This window comes from Pseudoalteromonas xiamenensis (assembly GCF_017638925.1).
Taxonomy (GTDB): Bacteria; Pseudomonadota; Gammaproteobacteria; order Enterobacterales; family Alteromonadaceae; genus Pseudoalteromonas; species Pseudoalteromonas xiamenensis.
Genome location: NZ_CP072133.1, coordinates 2,634,090 through 2,653,099, shown reverse-complemented (window position 1 = coordinate 2,653,099; position 19,010 = coordinate 2,634,090). Strand labels below are relative to the sequence as shown.

Here is a 19,010-nt window from a genome sequence, read left to right as displayed (position 1 = left end):
AGTGCTTTGTAACAGCTAAAGCCTGTATTTAACAGGCTTTACACTTTTTTTACTGGTCATTTTTAAAATATTGCTTTTCCACTCAGAACATTTTTTACGCTAAAAGATTAATATTCGAACAAATCCCCAAGCTTTGTAATTTGTTACCAAAAGTCAACCCGAAAAGTTCAAAAAAAAAGCAATTATGTTCAATTTATAACCTTTGATTTTTTCAAAAAAAACCGTAAACTTAGCGCCCCTTGAACGAAGGCTAGTTGAAGTATTGTGCGTATAGGTCCTTACCAACTTGAAAACAACCTCATCGTCGCGCCAATGGCAGGTATTACTGACCGCCCATTTCGCGAACTTTGTCGGCGTTTAGGAGCTGGTCTTGCTGTCTCGGAGATGATGTCTTCGAACCCGCAAGTATGGAGCACGGACAAGTCAAGAAACCGTATGGTACATCTCGACGAGTCTGGCTTACGCTCAGTGCAAATTGCCGGAGCCGATCCTGAATGGATGGCACAGGCAGCACAGTTCAACGTCGAAAACGGGGCACAAATTATTGATATCAATATGGGTTGCCCTGCTAAGAAAGTGAATAAACGTTTAGCAGGCTCTGCATTGCTGCAGTTTCCTGAGCTTGTAGAAGAAATTATTCAATCTGTTGTTGGTGCGGTTGATGTGCCAGTAACGTTGAAGTTTCGAACAGGTTGGGATCCTGAAAATCGTAATGCAATTGAGATTGCTAAAATTGCAGAACGGAACGGCATCGCTTCTTTAGCCCTACACGGACGCACGCGTGCGTGTATGTATAAAGGCGAAGCCGAATACGACACTATCCGAGCTGTAAAGCAAAGTGTGTCGTTACCTGTGGTCGCAAATGGTGACATTACGTCGCCAGAAAAAGCTAAGCAGGTGCTGGAGTATACGGGCGCAGATGCCATCATGATTGGTCGAGCCGCCCAAGGTCGTCCTTGGATTTTCCGAGAGATTGGCCATTATTTGCAAACTGGCGAACATCTGCCTGAACCTCCAATTTCGGAAGTTCGCAGTATTTTGATGGAACACTTAGTTGAACTCCATCAGTTCTATGGTGAGCCTATGGGGGCGCGTATCGCACGCAAGCATGTGTCTTGGTATTTGCAAGCTCATGACAATGAAGGTCAATTTAGGCGAGTTTTTAATGCAATTGAGACGCCATATGAGCAGATCAACGCATTAGAGAATTACTTTGAAACACTAGAGAAAGAAAGAGACAGATAACGATGTTCGAACAAAATGTGACTTCTCCATTTATCACTAACGCTCATGTTCAGTCACAAGAGAAACCGCAACCTTTGCGCGATGCAGTTAAAAAAGCTGTTCACCACTACTTGAAACAGCTTAACGGCCAAGATGTGCAAGACGTTTACGATCTTGTTCTTTCAGAGTTAGAAGCGCCACTACTTGAAGAAGTAATGACGTACACTCGTGGTAACCAAACTCGCGTCTGCGATCTTACTAGGTATCAACCGTGGTACTCTACGTAAAAAATTGAAAAAGTACGGCATGAACTAATTTGTTCATAACGACTTTATGACAAAAGCACCTTCGGGTGCTTTTGTTGTTTCTCTATCCTGAAAAATATTCACGTTAAAGCGTCGCCAAAACGCCTTGTCTATCCCAGCATCGTGAATAGCATCTTTGCACAGATGCCAAGTTCAACCCCGTTGCATTTCGATTATTATTTATTTCAATATAGTAAATACCGCTCTAAGTCATTGTCACATCGACTAAACACGTATGTACATTGCTTTAAGCCGTTTGGCTTAATCACGGCCCTCTCGTCTAAATCATCAGTCTTGATAAACGTACAATACTTTCACCTTAATATAGATAGGCGGGCGCAGCCTGAAAACATCGTTTTTCAAGTCAAATTGGGCTAAAATACGCCTTTCTAAGCTAGCCCCTACAATTTGTTATTGAGGAAATCGTAACCATCATGGATATACATCGTCCAATTCGTCGCGCGTTGTTAAGCGTGTCTGATAAAACCGGTATCGTTGAATTCGCTCGTGCACTTGCTGCACAAGGTGTAGAACTACTTTCTACTGGCGGTACTTGCAAACTTTTGGCAGATAACGGCATCACTGTTACTGAAGTATCTGACTATACTGGTCACCCTGAAATTATGGATGGTCGTGTAAAAACGCTTCACCCGAAAGTACATGGCGGCATTTTAGGTCGTCGTGGTATAGATGAAGGTGTTATGGCAGAAAACAACATTTCTGCTATCGACATGGTGGTAGTTAACCTTTACCCATTCGCTCAAACAGTAGCTAACCCAAACTGCGCTTTAGAAGATGCTATTGAAAACATCGACATCGGTGGCCCAACAATGGTCCGCGCAGCCGCCAAAAACCATAAAGACGTCACCATTGTGGTCAATGCAACAGATTACAATCGTGTGTTGGAAGAAATGGCAGAAAATAATGGTTCTACGACGTTAAAAACGCGTTTCGATTTAGCCATTGCTGCGTACGAACATACAGCTCAGTATGATGGCATGATTGCGAATTACTTTGGAAAGATGGTACCTGACTATACCCCTGAGTCAGAAGAAAACACCAAATTCCCGCGTACAATCAATTTCCAATTCACTAAAAAGCAAGATATGCGCTATGGTGAAAATTCACACCAAGACGCGGCTTTTTATGTCGAAAACAATATTGAAGAAGCGTCTGTGGCAACCGCTAAACAACTTCAAGGCAAGGCACTTTCGTACAACAACATTGCGGATACGGATGCGGCACTTGAATGCGTGAAAGAATTCGCGGAACCAGCTTGTGTTATCGTGAAACACGCCAACCCTTGTGGTGTTGCTGTTGATAAAGACATTCTGAGCGCTTACGACCGTGCATACAAAACAGATCCAACGTCTGCCTTTGGTGGCATTATTGCATTCAACCGAGAGCTTGATGTTGATACCGCTGAAGCGATTATTTCTCGTCAATTTGTAGAAGTGATCATTGCTCCAAAAATCTCTGAAGCCGCAGCACAAATCGTTGCAGCGAAGCAAAATGTGCGTTTACTTGAGTGTGGTGACTGGTCGAAGAAAACCACCGGTGTTGACATCAAACGCGTTAACGGCGGTATTTTAGTTCAAGACCGTGACCAAGGTATGGTGACGTTTGATGACCTTAAAGTGGTGTCTAAACGCCAACCTACTGAGCAAGAACTTAAGGATCTGATGTTCTGCTGGAAAGTGGCTAAGTTCGTTAAATCAAACGCGATTGTGTATGCTCGCGATGGCATGACAATTGGCGTTGGTGCGGGTCAAATGAGCCGCGTTTATTCTGCGAAAATCGCCGGTATTAAAGCGGCTGATGAAAACCTCGAGGTGGTTGGTTCAGTTATGGCATCGGATGCGTTCTTCCCATTCCGTGATGGCATTGACGCAGCTGGCCGCGGCAGGTATTACCGCCGTTATCCAACCAGGTGGTTCGATGCGTGATGAAGAAGTTATTGCTGCAGCTGACGAAGCTGGCATGGCGATGATATTCACGGGAATGCGCCATTTCCGTCATTAATCAGTCAAGCGCGAAACTTAACGTTTCGCGCTTTTTGTTTGTGACTAATTCCAGTATGCTGCTCAAAAGACAATCATAACTAGGAAGGACTTCCCATGAAATTCGCATTCAAAACGCTTGCTGTAATCGGGGTTATTGGCGCACTCAATAGCACTGCTCTTGCACAAAGCTCAGACACCACATTAACCAGTGCAATCCAAGATACAACTCGCGACGAGAAAAGTCGTGCGCGTGATGAGTTCAGACACCCTGTAGAAACACTTGAGTTCTTTGGTTTCAAACCTTCACAAACGGTTGTTGAAATTGCACCAGGCGGTGGCTGGTATAGCGAAATATTGGCACCTGCATTAAAAGAACACGGACAGTACTACGCGGCGCATTTTCCGAAAGACTCAGACGTGGGCTATTACCAACGCTCATTGGCAAGCTTTCAAGAAAAAATAGCGAAAGATAGCCGCTTTACCAAAACGTTGTTAACCGAGTTTGCTCCTCCAACACACCTAGATATCGCCCCTGCTGAAAGTGCAGATTTAGTCTTAACATTTCGCAATGTTCATAACTGGTACATGAAGAATGGCGATGAAACCGTATTAAGTGCGTTTAAAGCGTTTAATAAAGCGTTAAAACCAGGTGCTATCTTAGGTGTTGTTGAGCATCGTCTGCCAGAAGATAAAGCTGACGAAGAACAAAAACGTTCTGGTTACATGAAGCAAAGTTATGTTGTCAGTATTGCAAAGCAAGCTGGCTTTGAATTAGTTGCAGCAAGCGATATAAACGCGAACCCCAAAGATACCGCAACTCATCCAAAAGGTGTGTGGACTTTACCTCCCACATTGGCTTTAGGTGATGAAGATGCAGACAAGTATCGCAAAATTGGGGAAAGCGATCGTATGACTCTCAAATTCAAAAAGCTCTAAATAGGAAAATTTCGCCATGAATGTACTCGTCATTGGCAATGGTGGCCGCGAACACGCCCTAGCGTTCAAAGCCGCTCAAAACCCAACTGTAAAAAACGTGTTTGTTGCGCCTGGCAACGCGGGCACCGCACTTGAATCAAAACTGCAAAACGTTTCAATTGCAGTTGATGACTTGGAAGGCTTACTGGCATTTGCTCAGCAAAATAATGTAGGTCTGACCATCGTTGGTCCTGAAGCTCCATTAGTTATTGGTGTCGTGGATAAGTTCCGTGAAGCAGGTTTGGCTATTTTTGGTCCAACCGCAGCGGCTGCTCAGCTAGAAGGCTCTAAGTCTTTCACTAAAGACTTCTTAGCACGCCACGCAATTCCAACCGCTGAATATCAAACGTTTACCGAGATTGAACCTGCTCTTGCTTATGTTGAAGATAAAGGTGCACCAATCGTTATCAAGGCTGATGGTCTTGCTGCAGGTAAAGGTGTGATTGTGGCTATGACATTGGAAGAAGCACAAGATGCTATCCGCGACATGTTAGCTGGCAATGCCTTTGGCGATGCGGGAAGCCGTGTTGTCGTAGAGGAATTCTTAGAAGGCGAAGAAGCGTCTTTTATCGTCATGGTTGACGGCAAAAACGTACTCCCTTTTGCTACTAGCCAAGACCATAAGCGCGCTTATGATAATGATCAAGGTCCAAACACGGGTGGTATGGGCGCTTATTCTCCAGCACCTGTGGTCACTGCCGAAATTCACGACCGCATCATGAAAGAAGTCATCTATCCAACGGTTGAGGGTATGGCATCTGAAGGAAATCCTTACACTGGTTTCCTTTACGCCGGTCTAATGATCACCGCTGACGGCACACCTAAAGTTATTGAATACAATTGTCGTTTTGGTGACCCTGAAACTCAACCGATTATGCTACGTTTACAGTCAGACTTAGTCGAATTGATTGAAGCCGCAAATCGTGAAGAACTCGATAAAACCGAAATCAAATTCGACCCTCGTGCTGCAGTAGGCGTCGTGTTAGCTGCAAAAGGCTATCCAGGTGACTATCCTAAGGGCGATGTAATTTCGGGTCTGCAAGTTAACTATGCGGAAGGTGAAAAAGTGTTTCATGCGGGCACAAAGCAAGATGGTGAGCATGTTGTGACTGCAGGTGGACGTGTACTTTGTGCAACCGCACTTGGTCACACAGTTACCGAGGCACAAAAACGCGCATACAGTCTGGTAAAAGACATTCACTGGGATGGTGTGGAATTTCGCACTGACATCGCATATCTCGCGATTGCACGTGAAAACGCGTAGTTTATTGGCTAATGCCTGAATTAAACAAGGAAGCTTCTGCTTCCTTTTTTTTGGATCAATTTATCCTTATTTAGATCGACTGAAAAAGTTGAACATTATCATTGCTGCACTTCCCTGTTTTCCACTGCTCTACAATACAAGCAAAAAGAACTCTACCCACACCACTGTGGCAAGCAAACATATCCAATTATTCTTGATTAACAAACAACTTCCCATTCCGCCAGGCGCACCATTTACTACACCTTAATGAAAGCACATTGCTCCCCTAAAGTTCATAATTTCTGGGCATCTTAAGTTAGTCTGAAGGATTGGCTGGCGGAGTTTTATCAACTAGCTCTCCGATAGTAAATGAATTAAATACCATTCCATTCACGAACGTATGGCGAGGTACTTGAAAAACTTGAAACAAAAAAGCCGCTTGAATAAGCGGCTTTTCGTTAAGCTGTGACTTTTACTTACAGCAGACCTAACTTCTGTAGTTCTGCAGCAGCCAACTTACCTGAAAGAGGAACATAGCCATCTTTTTCAACAATCTTCTGACCTTCTTGAGAAAGAACCATCTTCAAGAATTCAGCTTCAATTGGTGATAAAGGTTTATTTGGGTGCTTGTTCACGTAGATATATAGGAAACGTGACATTGGGTACTTGCCTTGAGCAACGTTTTCTAGAGTCGCATCGACAAAGTTATCACCTTGCTTAGCAAGAGGTACTGTACGTACACCCGATGTTTTGTAGCCGATACCAGAATAGCCGATCGCATTCACTGAAGATGAAATAGATTGTACTACTGACGCTGAACCAGGTTGTTCGTTCACGTTATTACGGAAATCACCTTTACATAGCGCTTTAGACTTAAAGTAACCATATGTACCAGAAACAGAATTACGACCGTAAAGTTGAATATCTTTAGTTGCCCACTCACCTTCTAGACCGACATCACCCCAACGTGTAATTTCTTTGTCTGCACCACACTTACGTGTAGACGAGAAAATAGCGTCTAGTTGGTCAATACGAAGACCTTGAATTGGGTTGTCTTTATGAACGAATACTGCCAAAGCATCGATCGCAACACGAATTTCGGTTGGCTTGTAACCGTAGCGCTTTTCGAAAGCTTCGATTTCTTTTGACTTCATTTTACGGCTCATTGGGCCGAAGTTTGCCGTCGCTTCTGTTAGCGCCGGTGGAGCCGTAGAAGAACCTGCTGCCTGAATTTGAATGTTTACGTTTGGATAGATACGTTTGTATTCTTCTGCCCAGAACGTCATCATGTTTGCCAATGTGTCAGAACCAACTGATGAGAAGTTACCTGAAATACCAGATGTTTTTTGATATTCCGGTAGCGTTTGATCAACAGCTAACGTTTGAGTTGAAACTAGCGCAGTAACCGCCACACCCATCGCGGCAACAAGGTTTTTAAATTTCATTGGGTAACTCCAATTGTGTCCCATTAACTTAACGAGTCCATTGTGCGGCCATAAAATGACATTTACATGTCTTTTGTTTTACACTTTTATGACAGCTCTTTAGGTATAGCTACTTTCTTGCTTTGTGGCAAAGAAAAGGAAAAACAGGAGCCTTTCCCAACTTCGCTTTTAATTTGTAATGACGCATCATGACGGGACAGCACATGTTTCGTAATAGCGAGACCAAGTCCGGAGCCTCCCGTTTTTCTGCTCCTTGCTTTGTCTACACGATAAAAACGTTCGGTCAGCCGATGTAAGTGTTCAGGCGCGATTCCGTCACCATTATCTGTCACAGCAAAATAAGGCAATCCGTTCTTTTCTGCCCACTCTACCTGTATATGGCCATTCGGTTTTGTATAATGAATTGCGTTGAATACGAGATTTGAAAACGCACTTCGAAGTTCATCAGGCGCGCCTCGTACGTCTAAACTCGCATCAATATTAAATTCAATCTTATGATGCTTGTCTTGATTGAGTGAATTAGCTTCTGTCTCGATGATCTTCAATAATTTGGGCACATCTATTGGTTTATCCTTATCCTGTTTGCGCGCCCCTTCAATTCGCGAAAGCGAGAGTAATTGATTAACCAAGCTATCCATGCGTTTGCACTGCTCAATCATCGTGTTGTGCGCTTTCTCCCACATTGCCGGTGGTGGCATGTTATCCGCATCCATCATTTCCAAATAACCGGTAACAACGGTAAGTGGGGTACGTAATTCGTGAGATACATTTGCCACAAAGTCTTTCCGCATCTGTTCAAGCTGTTTTAGACGCGTAATATCCCTAACGACGACCATCAGTTGCGTTTCGGCATAAGGCATTACACGGAATTCGAGTACGTGCTCACCCGAGAGTCCCATATCCAATTCAAGCGGCTCATCGAATTGCTTAGTTTGCATGTAGCGAACAAATTTTGGATCTCGCACTAAATTATCTAGTCGTTGGCCATGGTCGGTTGGCCATTGCAACCCGAGCACCTTTAACGCAAGCTGATTACACCACACAATACTAAGATCGAATTGCAGTACGATCACGGCATCAGGCACGGCTTCCGCTCCTTCACGAAAACGGCGGATCAGATCCGCAAGCTCATTGCGTTTTTTTCGATTACGATGCTGAAGGTGATAAATTCCTTCAAAGATTTGTTCCCACGCACCTTCACCTTCTGGTGGATTAAAACTGCGTTGGTTAAGAAGCCAATCGCTCAATCGATATAACTGATGGTAATGCCACAGAAGCAAAGAGAATGCGCCAATAAATAGCAACACGAATGGCGCGCCAATTAAAAGCCCGATTAAAACTAACGGTAGGAAATACAAAAACAGGCGCTTATATAACGCCTGTTTGGTCACCACTTTGTACATACAAGATGAGTTCCTTCACTCAAGTGCAGTGTCTATCACAAATCTTAATGCTTAGTTCGTCTTTTCAAAAGAGAAAAGCCTAAAATCTTTCACTAAAGCAGTTTAAAGTTTGCTTGAAAAACGATAGCCCGCACCACGTACCGTTTGTACTAAACGGTCATGCCCAAGCGGCGCAATCGCTTTTCTTAATCGACGAATATGCACGTCAACGGTACGGTCTTCAACATAAACGTTGGTGCCCCATACATGATCTAGTAACTGTTCACGGCTGTAAACACGTTCAGGGTGTGTCATAAAGAAGTGCAGCAAACGGAATTCCGTTGAGTCCATGTCTAATTCGTTTCCAGCGGAAGTCACACGGTGAGATACTGGATCTAATCTTAAACCATGAACTTCTATCGCCTCTTCAAGCGACGTGGGTGATACGCGGCGAATAACGGCTTTAATACGTGCCATCAACTCTTTTGGAGAAAAAGGCTTAGTTACATAGTCATCTGCGCCAACTTCAAGTCCACGCACTTTGTCTTCTTCTTCACCACGCGCGGTCAGCATGATAATTGGAATTTGTCGCGTATATTCGCTTTGCTTAAATTTCTTAGCAAGTTGAATACCGCTGCCGCCTGGCAACATCCAATCTAATAAAACCATATCAGGGTATGGTTCGACCATCGCAGCTACCGCAGAGTCATAGTCCTCTGCTTCGATGGCCTGAAATCCATTCTGTTCTAAGACGAAGACCAACATCTCTCTGATTGGTGCTTCGTCATCCACCACAAGTACTCTACGTGACATTACGACAAATCTCTTTCGTTACCGAACTTGATGTCATTATTATGACTTACTATGACAGTTTTATGAAAGTCTAGCGAGTATCTTGAAAAGAAACAAAATTGTTTATTATTTAACCGAACATGAACAAAAAAGGGCTATCATATAGCCCCTTTAAGCTAGAAATCGTAGCGCAACCCTACTGCTATATGGTCTTGATCTGGCTTGTTATCTAGTTCAAATTGAGAGTACCAAAGGAACATACGTACTTGTTTTGACATCATTCGTTCAACCCCAATGGAAGTGCCTGTGCCTGAGTCTTTCATTTTTCCAGCTTCACTTTCACTGTCTTGGTACTGAGCGAGTAGATTATAATCGTTGATCTTGTAGGACGCGCTCACAACGTAGCTGTCTTTCTTATCATCGGTATCCACTTTTTCACTTTGTTGATACATCCCGCTTAATGTTAACGCGCCCATTTTCCCCTGTACGGTGACTCGATTTACATCTTGTCCTGCAACTTTACTGTCTCGAGCCACACTCACAAAAAACGGCATAGCCTTAAACTTGCGATCACCATAGGAAGCGGCAAGCGACATACCTGCATCTCCGTTTTGCTTGTTGTTGTCTTTTGCAATATAACTTACTTCAAATTGCAAGTGTGCTAACGACGGCGTTGAGTATTGAATGGTGTCTCCTAAACGATTTTCACCAACCATCAAACTGCTGATATCCCCAGTGTAATCATTCATTAGATCCGCTGAGTTTTGAGAACGTTTCATAGGCGTATCATTTCGACCAACAATAAATTGGCCAAACGCGCCTTTAACACCAATGTATTCCGATCGCGCACTTAGATTATCTGCGGTTTTCCCATCGTTTTCATTTTCAGTTGGCTTTACTTCAAATTCAAAGACATAAAACGCTTCAAGCGAATCCGAAACTTTAGTGTTTCCTTTTACGCCGATCCTGGAAGCATAACTTTCAGCTGATACGACACTCGACGTGCCATCATCTTTGGACTGGATCCCGATGTTAGCTCGTCCATACAATTTGACTAGATCATCTGCCAAAACTGGCGAGGAACAGAGCAACGTTGATATAGCAACGAAAATGAGATGGTTTTTCATGGCGCAGCCTCTTTTACAATTTTGACGAGGATATTTCTAACGGCATCCCTATATTGAATTTAGACGCTGGCGGGTTAAGATCAAGTTGTGCTAAAGATCATTTTTTTACCAACCACATGAAGAAGGATCACGATCCTACTAACCAGTTCGACTTAGGATCATTATTTTACCAAGCAAGATCGCTTTTTTATCAACCAATACTTCCTAACTCATTGATCTTTTGAGTTTCTAGCCACTATTTAGTATAAGTCTTTGTTATTTGAGCCTAATAAATAAACAGCACGCTCGTTTTCTTAGTAAAATAATGATCTACACACGAATAGTTAGTATAAATTTGATCCAAAAAAAAGCCCCTGATCGGGGCTTTTCAATTGAGTTAGTATTTATTTGATCTTTGGATCAAGTTTGCCTGCTTCATACAATCCAAACATTTGCTCAAGCGATAATGGCTTGATCTTGCTTGCTTGTCCTGCAGTACCAAATGCTTCGTAACGAGCAATACAGATATCTGTCATTGCTGTTGTTGCTTCTGCTAAAAACTTGCGAGGATCGAAATTAGAAGGATTCATTGCCAAGTGACGACGGATAGCCCCTGTTGATGCCAAACGCAGATCGGTATCAATGTTTACCTTGCGAACACCGTGTTTGATCCCTTCAACGATTTGCTCAACTGGCACACCGTACGTTTCTGGAATTTCGCCACCGAATTCATTGATAACGGCCAACCACTCTTGCGGCACTGAGGAAGAACCGTGCATTACAAGATGGGTATTCGGAATACGCGCATGGATTTCTTTAATTCGGTCAATCGCGAGGATGTCACCCGTTGGTGGGCGTGTGAACTTGTACGCTCCATGAGATGTACCACACGCGATGGCTAGCGCATCTACACCTGTTTTACGAACGAAATCCGCCGCTTCTTCTGGATCAGTGAGGAGTTGATCATGGCTAAGCGTGCCTTCAGCACCAATGCCATCTTCTTCACCAGCTTGACCAGTTTCAAGAGAACCTAGTACACCAAGTTCACCTTCAACCGAAACACCACAAGCGTGTGCCATTTCTACCGTACGACGTGTTACATCAACATTGTATTCGTAGCTTGAAGGCGTTTTACCATCAGAAAGCAAAGAACCATCCATCATTACTGATGAGAAACCCAGTTGAATTGAGCGTTGGCATACCGCAGGCGATGTACCATGATCTTGATGCATTACAACTGGAATATGAGGCCATTCTTCAACTGCAGCCAAAATCATGTGACGAATGAACGCAGCTCCTGCGTATTTTCTTGCACCCGCAGAGCCTTGTACGATAACAGGGCTGTTAGTTCGGTCTGCCGCTTCCATGATTGCACGCATTTGCTCTTGGTTGTTCACGTTAAACGCTGGAACACCATACCCATACTCAGCCGCATGGTCGAGTAGTTGGCGCATACTGATTAAAGCCATTTGCTTTTCTCCACAGTTTGGTAACTGGGTTACCTGATTTGAACGGATAACTAAATTTGTTGGCCAATTAGCCCTAAAACAGGCAAAAGTGAGAGAGTTGCCTGTTTTAGTATAGATTTACTTTGCGCGTGATTCTAACATCGCTACAGCAGGTAATTGCTTTCCTTCTAAAAATTCAAGGAAGGCACCACCGCCCGTCGAAATATAAGAAATCTTGTCTGCAACACCATATTTGTCAATAGCCGCCAATGTGTCACCACCACCCGCAATACTAAACGCATTTGAATTTGCGATAGCATTGGCAATCGCTTGTGTGCCATTACCAAATTGATCAAATTCGAAAACACCAACCGGACCATTCCATACGATAGTGCCTGCATTTGCGATGATCTTAGCAAGCGTATTCGCAGAATCAGGGCCAATATCAAAGATCATGTCATCTGCGGTTACTTCACTGACGTCTTTAATTGTTGCGACCGCACTTTCAGAAAACTCATTTCCTACAACGACATCGGTTGGCACTGGAATATCACCACCATTGCTACGTGCAGCAGCGGTTAACTTATTTGCTTCTTCAATTAAATCAGCTTCATACAAAGACTTGCCAACCGGGTGGCCCGCGGCAGCAATAAAGGTGTTTGCAATACCACCGCCTGTCACCAACTGATCAACAACTGAAGACAGAGATTCTAATACCGTAAGTTTAGTCGATACTTTTGAACCGCCAACAATTGCCACAAGCGGACGAGCTGGGTTTTCTAGTGCCTTACCAAGCGCATCAAGTTCAGCTGCTAACAAAGGACCTGCGCAGGCGATTTCGGCATACAATCCGACGCCATGAGTGGATGCTTGCGCACGGTGAGCGGTACCAAACGCATCCATTACGTATACGTCACACAATGCCGCCATTCGTTTGGAAAGGACTTCATCGTCTTTCTTTTCACCGACATTGAAACGTACGTTTTCAAAGACAACCACTTCATTGTCAGCCACTTCCACGCCATCTAAATAATCTTTCTCTAAACGGACGCTTTGTGAAAGCACACCGTTTAAATAATCAACCACAGGTTGCATTGAAAATTCAGGGTTGTACTCGCCTTCTGTTGGGCGACCTAAATGCGACATCACCATTACTTTTGCACCTTTTTCAAGTGCAAGTTGAATAGTTGGAAGCGATGCACGAATGCGCGCATCAGAAGTGACTTTGCCATCTTTAACCGGCACATTCAGATCCTGTCGGATCAAAACGCGTTTTCCCGCTAAATCCAAATCTGCCATTTTAATGACTGACATTGATTTCTCCTTAGTGAACGATACGTAACTAACTCAATAACGTGTTCTGGCCATCATAGCCACGGTGGTGTCGAGCATACGATTGGCAAATCCCCATTCGTTGTCGCACCACACTAATAATTTTACTAATCTTTTATGACTTACACGTGTCTGTGTACCATCGATGATACAAGAATGCGGATCATGATTAAAATCAACGGATACCAGCGGCTCTTCAGTGTAACTTAAGATCCCAATCAATCGGCCTGTTGCCGCTTTCATCAGTTCTTTATTGACCTGCTCTATTGTCACATCCGTATTAAGCGTGACACTCAAATCCATCGCTGTAACGTTAATTGTAGGAACACGCACGGCAATAGCCTCAAAGCGCCCTTCAAATTTAGGTAAAATACGCTCGATACCTCGTGCAAGCTTTGTATCTACAGGAATAATCGATTGGCTGGCTGCTCGAGTACGACGTAAATCTGAATGATAGGCATCTATTACTTGTTGATCGTGCATCGAAGCATGAATTGTGGTGATTGCGCCCGACTCAATACCAAATGCATCGTCCAATACTTTAATCACGGGAACAATACAATTTGTCGTACACGAGCCATTTGACACAAACGTATCGCTGGGTTTTAGTTCGTCATCATTGATACCAAAAACGATCGTGGCATCTAAATCATTATCGGCTGGTTGCGAATACAACACTTTCTTGGCGCCAGCTTGGATATGCGCCTCACCATGCGCGCGCGAATGAAAGACGCCAGTGCATTCAAGCACCACATCTATTTCCAACTCTTTCCATGGCAAGTTAACCGGTTCTTCTTCAGCAAACAACGCAATGCTATCACCTGCAACCAAGATGGCATTTTCTTCTAGTTGAACTGGGAATTTAAAACGACCGTGAGAGGTATCATATTTGAGGAGGTGAGCTATCCCTTGGGGGTCAGCAAGTTCGTTAATTGCGACGATGTGGATTTCTGACTGTCGCCCTGTCTCGTATAACGAACGCAAGATGTTACGCCCGATACGCCCAAATCCGTTAATTGCGACTCGAATAGCCATTAACTTTGTCTTTCCACCTTAATAACGGGAACAAAACCCAAAAGATGGCGCTATTGTAATCGACCTGAAGCAAATGTGTAAGGGATACTGGTAACTTTTTACAGGAGTTGCCCAAGTTTAAGCGACTTCAAATTTCCTATTTGATGACTTTGTGCTAGGAGCAATTCAGCCGTGGCTAGTGCATCCGTTAAAGCATGGTGGCTCGAGTACAGGGGTAAACCATAACGAGCCTCGGCACTGCTCTAACGTTAAATCATCCAAAGCAATTTCATGGCCTTGAGATAATAACCTACGACGTTCAATCGATAAGGTATCTAAGATCAATGCTGGCCGTGCATGTATCCCTGACGCTTTAAATAATTCTCGAATAAATGCCATATCAAGATGACTGTGATGAAACACCACCAGCTTCCCCTCGATTGCCTGTGCAAGTTGCGCTGTAAAGCTCTTTAAATCGATACCTTGCTCAACGTCATTGTGGCAAAGACCGTGAAAAACGGGACTTTGCGCAAGTGACTTAACCTCTTTATTGACAATATGTACGGCGTCATTCAGTTGAATACATTGTTTCGTAATCGGCAACCAAGCCGCGGACACCACTTCATGCTGTTTTGCATCAAGCCCAGTGAGTTCTAAGTCTACGACAACGAAATCGCTATCAATGAATTGTTGTTTTGCTATTTGCTGCCGATGCCACCACTTGGAAAAAAATTGAATACAATGTGTGACCATTACAAACTGCCTCGAGCAAACTTAAAGGCGCAAGCTTGCTGGGCCTGTTTGATTAAATAGAATGCTTCTTTGAGTTGATGGCGCTCAAGAGAAGACAAATTCTCTGGATTAATGCAATTGCCAGGAAGGCCTTCTTGATTGATCTGAGTGCGTAGTCTCAATTGCGTCAAAAATCGCCAGCAGTCTTTGAGATCAAACAGATCTTTTTTGCTGATTAAATTGAATTTCGCCAACGCATCCAATCGCTCCAATGTATTTGAACGTTTTATGCCAGCCTTTAACGCGTACAACCGCGCGATATCGTTAATGATCACAACCCCACGCTTTTTAAGATCAAGAAAACGACTGGTGGTTTTACTCTTTTCCAGCTTAAATTGGTTAAACAATCCGATCGGAACGGAATTTGCGTTAATGTCGGTTGCCATCGCCGCGTAGAAAAGATCGTTACGTGCGATCTTCGTTAACCCTTGCACAAGATCGTTGTATAGATCGTTGTTGCCATCAATAAACCGAATATCAAAATAAATTTTGCAATTCAACATTGCATGTGGTGTTGGCTCTGTGATCCATTTGTTGAATCGTGTGACCCACTGTACCATCGAACCTCGGCATTCGGGATTACTCGCCATTATGTTGCCCGGACAATGGATAATTCCACATTCGTGAAGATGATCGCAGACATAACGACCCATCTCACTAAAATAAACTTTTTGCTCTTCATTCAATGTATTAGGAAGCACTAAGCCGTTATCTTGATCCGAGTGCAATGTCTGCTCTTCGCGGGCCTGAGAACCAAAACATATCCATGCAAATTGGCAAGGTGCATCGCCCCGCTCGTGCTGAAACAATTGAATCAGTCTCGATGTCAATGCATCGCTAAGTCCACTGAGTAATTTCCCCATAAGCGAGATATCGTCGATGTTATTGGAAAAGCGTTTAAGTAAGTCAGGGATCTCGGCTGCGTAACGTTTTAGCATGGCCACGCTTTCCGCTTTGTATAATCTACCGATCAATTGCACGGGATCGCTTTTTTGCTGTCGCAGTAAGTCCGTACTTGTGATCATTCCAAGCGGTTTACGCTCTTCATCCAGTACCGGTAAATGATGTATGTTGTGTTTTAGCATCAAATGAAGCGCAGAAAAAACGCGATTGTTTTCAAATATGTATTTTGGCTTGGTAGTCATGATCGATGCAACAGGTTCGTGAGGATCGACCCCCGCTGCTAACACACGGTTTCTGAGATCTCTGTCGGTGACGACGCCTAACAACGCCGAATCATCTGTGATCATGATAGAAGAAACCCGTGCTTCACTCATGGTTTTTGCCGCTTCTTGGATACTCGCCGAAGGGAGCAGAGTTACCGCTGTGCGCGTCATCAGTTCCGCAATCTTGCGCTCAGACCAACTGTCGCTACTTTGCTTGTAATGAGAGGACAACAAACGATTTGCGTGTGCCCTTACAAAGTACTGCTCAAATGCTTTGTACTCTCGCCTTAGAAAATCAAAATGTGTTTGAGTTAATACATACACAAGCCCTGCGGTTTGCACTTCCAAGCGATTTTGGATCATATCCCCTGTCAGCAAGGACGGGAAACCGAAGTAATCTCCTTGTGACAAACGGGTGACTAATTCACCTTTGCCATTCACCAGATCAAAATGCCCAGATCGGACAAGATATAAATGAGGGTTGTCTGATTTTAACCAATCTTGTTGATTTTCATGAGATAAATAAACAACTTCAAGGTGAGAACAGAAATAGCGTGTTGCGGATTCCTGCAATTGATTAAACGGTGCTTGAGTTGAAACAAACTGAAAAACGTCTTGTATTTCGCTTGTCATGAGTTCTCCCTACAAAACAACAACAGCTCGGTACAAAACCGAGCTGTTGAATAAGGTCGAAATTAGTGCGCGTGCGCTGCACTCGAACCTTTTGGATTACGAATACTTTCAACCATTTCTTGTACTTCAACGGGTGTTTCTTTGGTTAGTTTCAAGACAACTGCTGCTACTACAAAGTTAACGACCATACCGATTGTACCGATGCCTTCAGGAGAAATTCCAAACAACCAATTTGCTGGAGCATTCAGTTCTGGACTCACAAATTTAAAGTAGATAATATACGCTGCAGTAAACGTAATACCACTCACCATACCCGCAATCGCACCTTCCTTATTCATACGTTTAGAGAAGATCCCCATGATAATTGCAGGGAAGAAGCTGGATGCCGCCAATCCGAAGGCAAATGCCACCACTGAAGCGACGAAACCGGGTGGATTGATACCGAAGTATGCCGAGATGGCAATCGCGACCATCGCAGCCAAGCGTGCAGCGAGAAGTTCTTGTTTGTCACTGATGTCCGGCTTTAATGTACGTTTTAACAAATCATGAGAAACGGACGTTGAAATAACCAACAACAAACCCGCAGTAGTCGACAATGCCGCAGCAATACCACCGGCTGCAACCAATGCAACAACCCATGCAGGAAGGTCAGCAATTTCAGGGTTTGCTAGAACCATAATGTCACGGTCGATTTTTACTTCGTTCGCGCTATTTGGATCTTCAATTTTACCCGCTGAATAATGCATTCTGCCATCAGCATTCTTATCTTTGAATACGATAAGACCTGTTCTTTCCCAATTCTTCACCCACGCAGGTGCTTCTTCGTAAAGCGTACCGCTACCATCTTTGCCGTTAATAGTGTCTATCATGTTCACTCGAGCAAACGCTGCCACTGCAGGCGCGGTTGTATACACAATCGCGATGAAAACAAGTGTCCAAGCTGCTGAAATACGTGTGTCTTTTACTTTCGGCACAGTGAAGAAACGCACGATTACGTGAGGCAGACCAGCTGTACCAACCATAAGCGCAGCAGTGATTGCAAACACGTCAATCATGCTTTTAGACCCTTCGGTGTATTGCGCAAATCCCAGTTCGGCACTCAATCCATCAAGCTTGTCCATTAGATACATGCCTGAGCCATCAGCCAATGTTCCGCCAAAACCGGTTTGTGGCAAAATGTGACCCGTCATCATCATGGAGATAAAGATAGCTGGTACAAGGTAGGCAAAAACTAATACGCAGTACTGCGCTACTTGCGTGTACGTAATGCCTTTCATACCGCCAAGCACCGCATAGAAAAATACGATCACCATACCGATGTAAACACCCGTTTCGATATCCACTTCTAAGAAACGAGAGAACACTACGCCAACACCGCGCATTTGACCTGCAATGTAGGTGAAGCAGATGAAGATAGCGCACAAAATAGCCACGATTCGGGCAAGCTGCGAGTAATAACGGTCACCGATAAAGTCAGGCACGGTGAACTTACCAAATTTACGGAGATACGGAGCAAGACACAGTGCTAGAAGTACATAGCCGCCTGTCCAGCCCATCAAGTAAACACCGCCATCGTAACCTGCGAATGAGATAATACCAGCCATAGAAATGAATGACGCGGCACTCATCCAGTCGGCTGCTGTTGCCATCCCGTTAGCAAGAGGAGGTACACCGCCCCCAGCAACATAGAATTCTTTGGTTGAGTCTCGCACGGTCTCAAATTGCGATGCCGATGTAAAGCGCGAAGCTCAAACCGACAAGTAGAAACGTAAAACCTTGAACATCCATCATCGTGCTCCTTATTCATCTACGCCATATTTTTTATCAAGCGCATTCATTTTGAACGCGTAGACAAAAATTAAAGCAACGAAGGTATAGATTGCGCCCTGTTGTGAGAACCAGAAGCCTAACTTAAATCCAAAGAAACGGATTTCGTTGAGTACATCAACCAGCAAAATCCCAAAGCCAAATGAGACCAAGAACCAGATTGCAAGTAACTTGAATACAAGACTTAAGTTCTCAGACCAATAAGCTTTTGCGTCATCTTCACTTTTAAAAGCCATTTTTATTGTCCCCTATCACTTCACCCATAAAGGCTGTGTTGGTATTAGTTGTCATTATTGACTGTAGCAACAGGTTATCTGATTGAA

General features: G+C 43.9%; 13 protein-coding genes and 3 pseudogenes. 5 read left to right on the top strand and 11 right to left on the bottom strand.

Annotated elements, in window-relative coordinates:
- Window positions 1-264: 264 nt before the first annotated feature.
- The 5 genes and pseudogenes from dusB (at window position 265) to purD (ending at window position 5,771) form a co-directional block, all read left to right on the top strand.
- A complete protein-coding gene (gene dusB / locus J5O05_RS12745) occupies window positions 265-1,245 on the top strand; it encodes a tRNA dihydrouridine synthase DusB (protein WP_208842351.1) in 981 nt (326 codons plus the stop codon).
- Window positions 1,246-1,247: 2 nt separating this feature from the next.
- Window positions 1,248-1,539: pseudogene (fis, locus tag J5O05_RS12740) on the top strand (DNA-binding transcriptional regulator Fis).
- Between the two features lie 424 nt (window positions 1,540-1,963).
- Window positions 1,964-3,551 (top strand): annotated as a pseudogene (gene purH, locus J5O05_RS12735) (bifunctional phosphoribosylaminoimidazolecarboxamide formyltransferase/IMP cyclohydrolase).
- 95 nt (window positions 3,552-3,646) lie between these two features.
- The gene (locus J5O05_RS12730; RefSeq protein ID WP_208842350.1) at window positions 3,647-4,468 is read left to right on the top strand and encodes a class I SAM-dependent methyltransferase; all 822 of its coding nucleotides are present in this window, start codon (window positions 3,647-3,649) and stop codon (window positions 4,466-4,468) included.
- 16 nt (window positions 4,469-4,484) lie between these two features.
- Complete coding sequence (purD, locus tag J5O05_RS12725; protein WP_208842349.1) at window positions 4,485-5,771, top strand: phosphoribosylamine--glycine ligase; 1,287 nt, start codon at window positions 4,485-4,487, stop codon at window positions 5,769-5,771.
- A gap of 455 nt (window positions 5,772-6,226) precedes the next feature.
- On the opposite strand, the gene J5O05_RS12720 is transcribed toward purD, so the two are convergent.
- The 11 genes and pseudogenes from J5O05_RS12720 to J5O05_RS12670 all read right to left on the bottom strand — a co-directional run bounded on the left by J5O05_RS12720 (window position 6,227) and on the right by J5O05_RS12670 (window position 18,923).
- Complete coding sequence (locus J5O05_RS12720; RefSeq protein WP_208842348.1) at window positions 6,227-7,195, bottom strand: PstS family phosphate ABC transporter substrate-binding protein; 969 nt, start codon at window positions 7,193-7,195, stop codon at window positions 6,227-6,229.
- A gap of 86 nt (window positions 7,196-7,281) precedes the next feature.
- Window positions 7,282-8,598, bottom strand: a complete 1,317-nt coding sequence (gene phoR / locus J5O05_RS12715) for a phosphate regulon sensor histidine kinase PhoR (protein WP_208842347.1) — start codon at window positions 8,596-8,598, stop codon at window positions 7,282-7,284.
- 102 nt (window positions 8,599-8,700) lie between these two features.
- Window positions 8,701-9,390: a phosphate regulon transcriptional regulator PhoB gene (phoB, locus tag J5O05_RS12710; protein ID WP_208842346.1), complete on the bottom strand. Its 690-nt coding sequence runs from the start codon at window positions 9,388-9,390 to the stop codon at window positions 8,701-8,703.
- A 155-nt stretch (window positions 9,391-9,545) separates the two neighbouring features.
- Window positions 9,546-10,496, bottom strand: coding sequence for a porin (locus tag J5O05_RS12705; protein ID WP_208842345.1), 951 nt, complete (start codon window positions 10,494-10,496; stop codon window positions 9,546-9,548).
- 383 nt (window positions 10,497-10,879) lie between these two features.
- A complete protein-coding gene (gene fba, locus J5O05_RS12700; protein WP_208842344.1) occupies window positions 10,880-11,944 on the bottom strand; it encodes a class II fructose-bisphosphate aldolase in 1,065 nt (354 codons plus the stop codon).
- 117 nt (window positions 11,945-12,061) lie between these two features.
- Entirely contained in the window at window positions 12,062-13,237 is a 1,176-nt protein-coding gene (locus tag J5O05_RS12695) for a phosphoglycerate kinase (protein WP_208842343.1), read from the bottom strand.
- 33 nt (window positions 13,238-13,270) lie between these two features.
- Complete coding sequence (epd, locus tag J5O05_RS12690) at window positions 13,271-14,290, bottom strand: erythrose-4-phosphate dehydrogenase (protein WP_208842342.1); 1,020 nt, start codon at window positions 14,288-14,290, stop codon at window positions 13,271-13,273.
- Window positions 14,291-14,455: 165 nt separating this feature from the next.
- On the bottom strand, window positions 14,456-15,022 hold the full coding sequence (locus J5O05_RS12685; RefSeq protein WP_244369602.1) for a 3'-5' exonuclease: 567 nt from the start codon (window positions 15,020-15,022) through the stop codon (window positions 14,456-14,458).
- Window positions 15,022-16,860 (bottom strand): DUF294 nucleotidyltransferase-like domain-containing protein, encoded by a 1,839-nt coding sequence (locus J5O05_RS12680; RefSeq protein WP_208842341.1) that lies wholly within the window; start codon window positions 16,858-16,860, stop codon window positions 15,022-15,024. Before J5O05_RS12680 ends, J5O05_RS12685 begins: the two co-directional genes overlap by 1 nt.
- A 62-nt stretch (window positions 16,861-16,922) precedes the next feature.
- Window positions 16,923-18,648, bottom strand: a pseudogene (locus J5O05_RS12675) (sodium:solute symporter family protein).
- An 11-nt stretch (window positions 18,649-18,659) separates the two neighbouring features.
- Entirely contained in the window at window positions 18,660-18,923 is a 264-nt protein-coding gene (locus J5O05_RS12670) for a DUF4212 domain-containing protein (RefSeq protein ID WP_208842340.1), read from the bottom strand.
- Between the last annotated feature and the right edge of the window lie 87 nt (window positions 18,924-19,010).

What these genes read in the sequence shown, in the direction of transcription:
- J5O05_RS12730 (WP_208842350.1), top strand. Translation starts at nt 3,647, where the DNA reads ATGAAATTCGCATTCAAAACGCTTGCTGTAATCGGGGTTATTGGCGCA.
- purD (WP_208842349.1), top strand. Translation starts at nt 4,485, where the DNA reads ATGAATGTACTCGTCATTGGCAATGGTGGCCGCGAACACGCCCTAGCG.
- J5O05_RS12720 (WP_208842348.1), bottom strand. Translation starts at nt 7,195, where the DNA reads ATGAAATTTAAAAACCTTGTTGCCGCGATGGGTGTGGCGGTTACTGCG.
- phoR (WP_208842347.1), bottom strand. Translation starts at nt 8,598, where the DNA reads ATGTACAAAGTGGTGACCAAACAGGCGTTATATAAGCGCCTGTTTTTG.
- phoB (WP_208842346.1), bottom strand. Translation starts at nt 9,390, where the DNA reads ATGTCACGTAGAGTACTTGTGGTGGATGACGAAGCACCAATCAGAGAG.
- J5O05_RS12705 (WP_208842345.1), bottom strand. Translation starts at nt 10,496, where the DNA reads ATGAAAAACCATCTCATTTTCGTTGCTATATCAACGTTGCTCTGTTCC.
- fba (WP_208842344.1), bottom strand. Translation starts at nt 11,944, where the DNA reads ATGGCTTTAATCAGTATGCGCCAACTACTCGACCATGCGGCTGAGTAT.
- J5O05_RS12695 (WP_208842343.1), bottom strand. Translation starts at nt 13,237, where the DNA reads ATGTCAGTCATTAAAATGGCAGATTTGGATTTAGCGGGAAAACGCGTT.
- epd (WP_208842342.1), bottom strand. Translation starts at nt 14,290, where the DNA reads ATGGCTATTCGAGTCGCAATTAACGGATTTGGGCGTATCGGGCGTAAC.
- J5O05_RS12685 (WP_244369602.1), bottom strand. Translation starts at nt 15,022, where the DNA reads ATGGTCACACATTGTATTCAATTTTTTTCCAAGTGGTGGCATCGGCAG.
- J5O05_RS12680 (WP_208842341.1), bottom strand. Translation starts at nt 16,860, where the DNA reads ATGACAAGCGAAATACAAGACGTTTTTCAGTTTGTTTCAACTCAAGCA.
- J5O05_RS12670 (WP_208842340.1), bottom strand. Translation starts at nt 18,923, where the DNA reads ATGGCTTTTAAAAGTGAAGATGACGCAAAAGCTTATTGGTCTGAGAAC.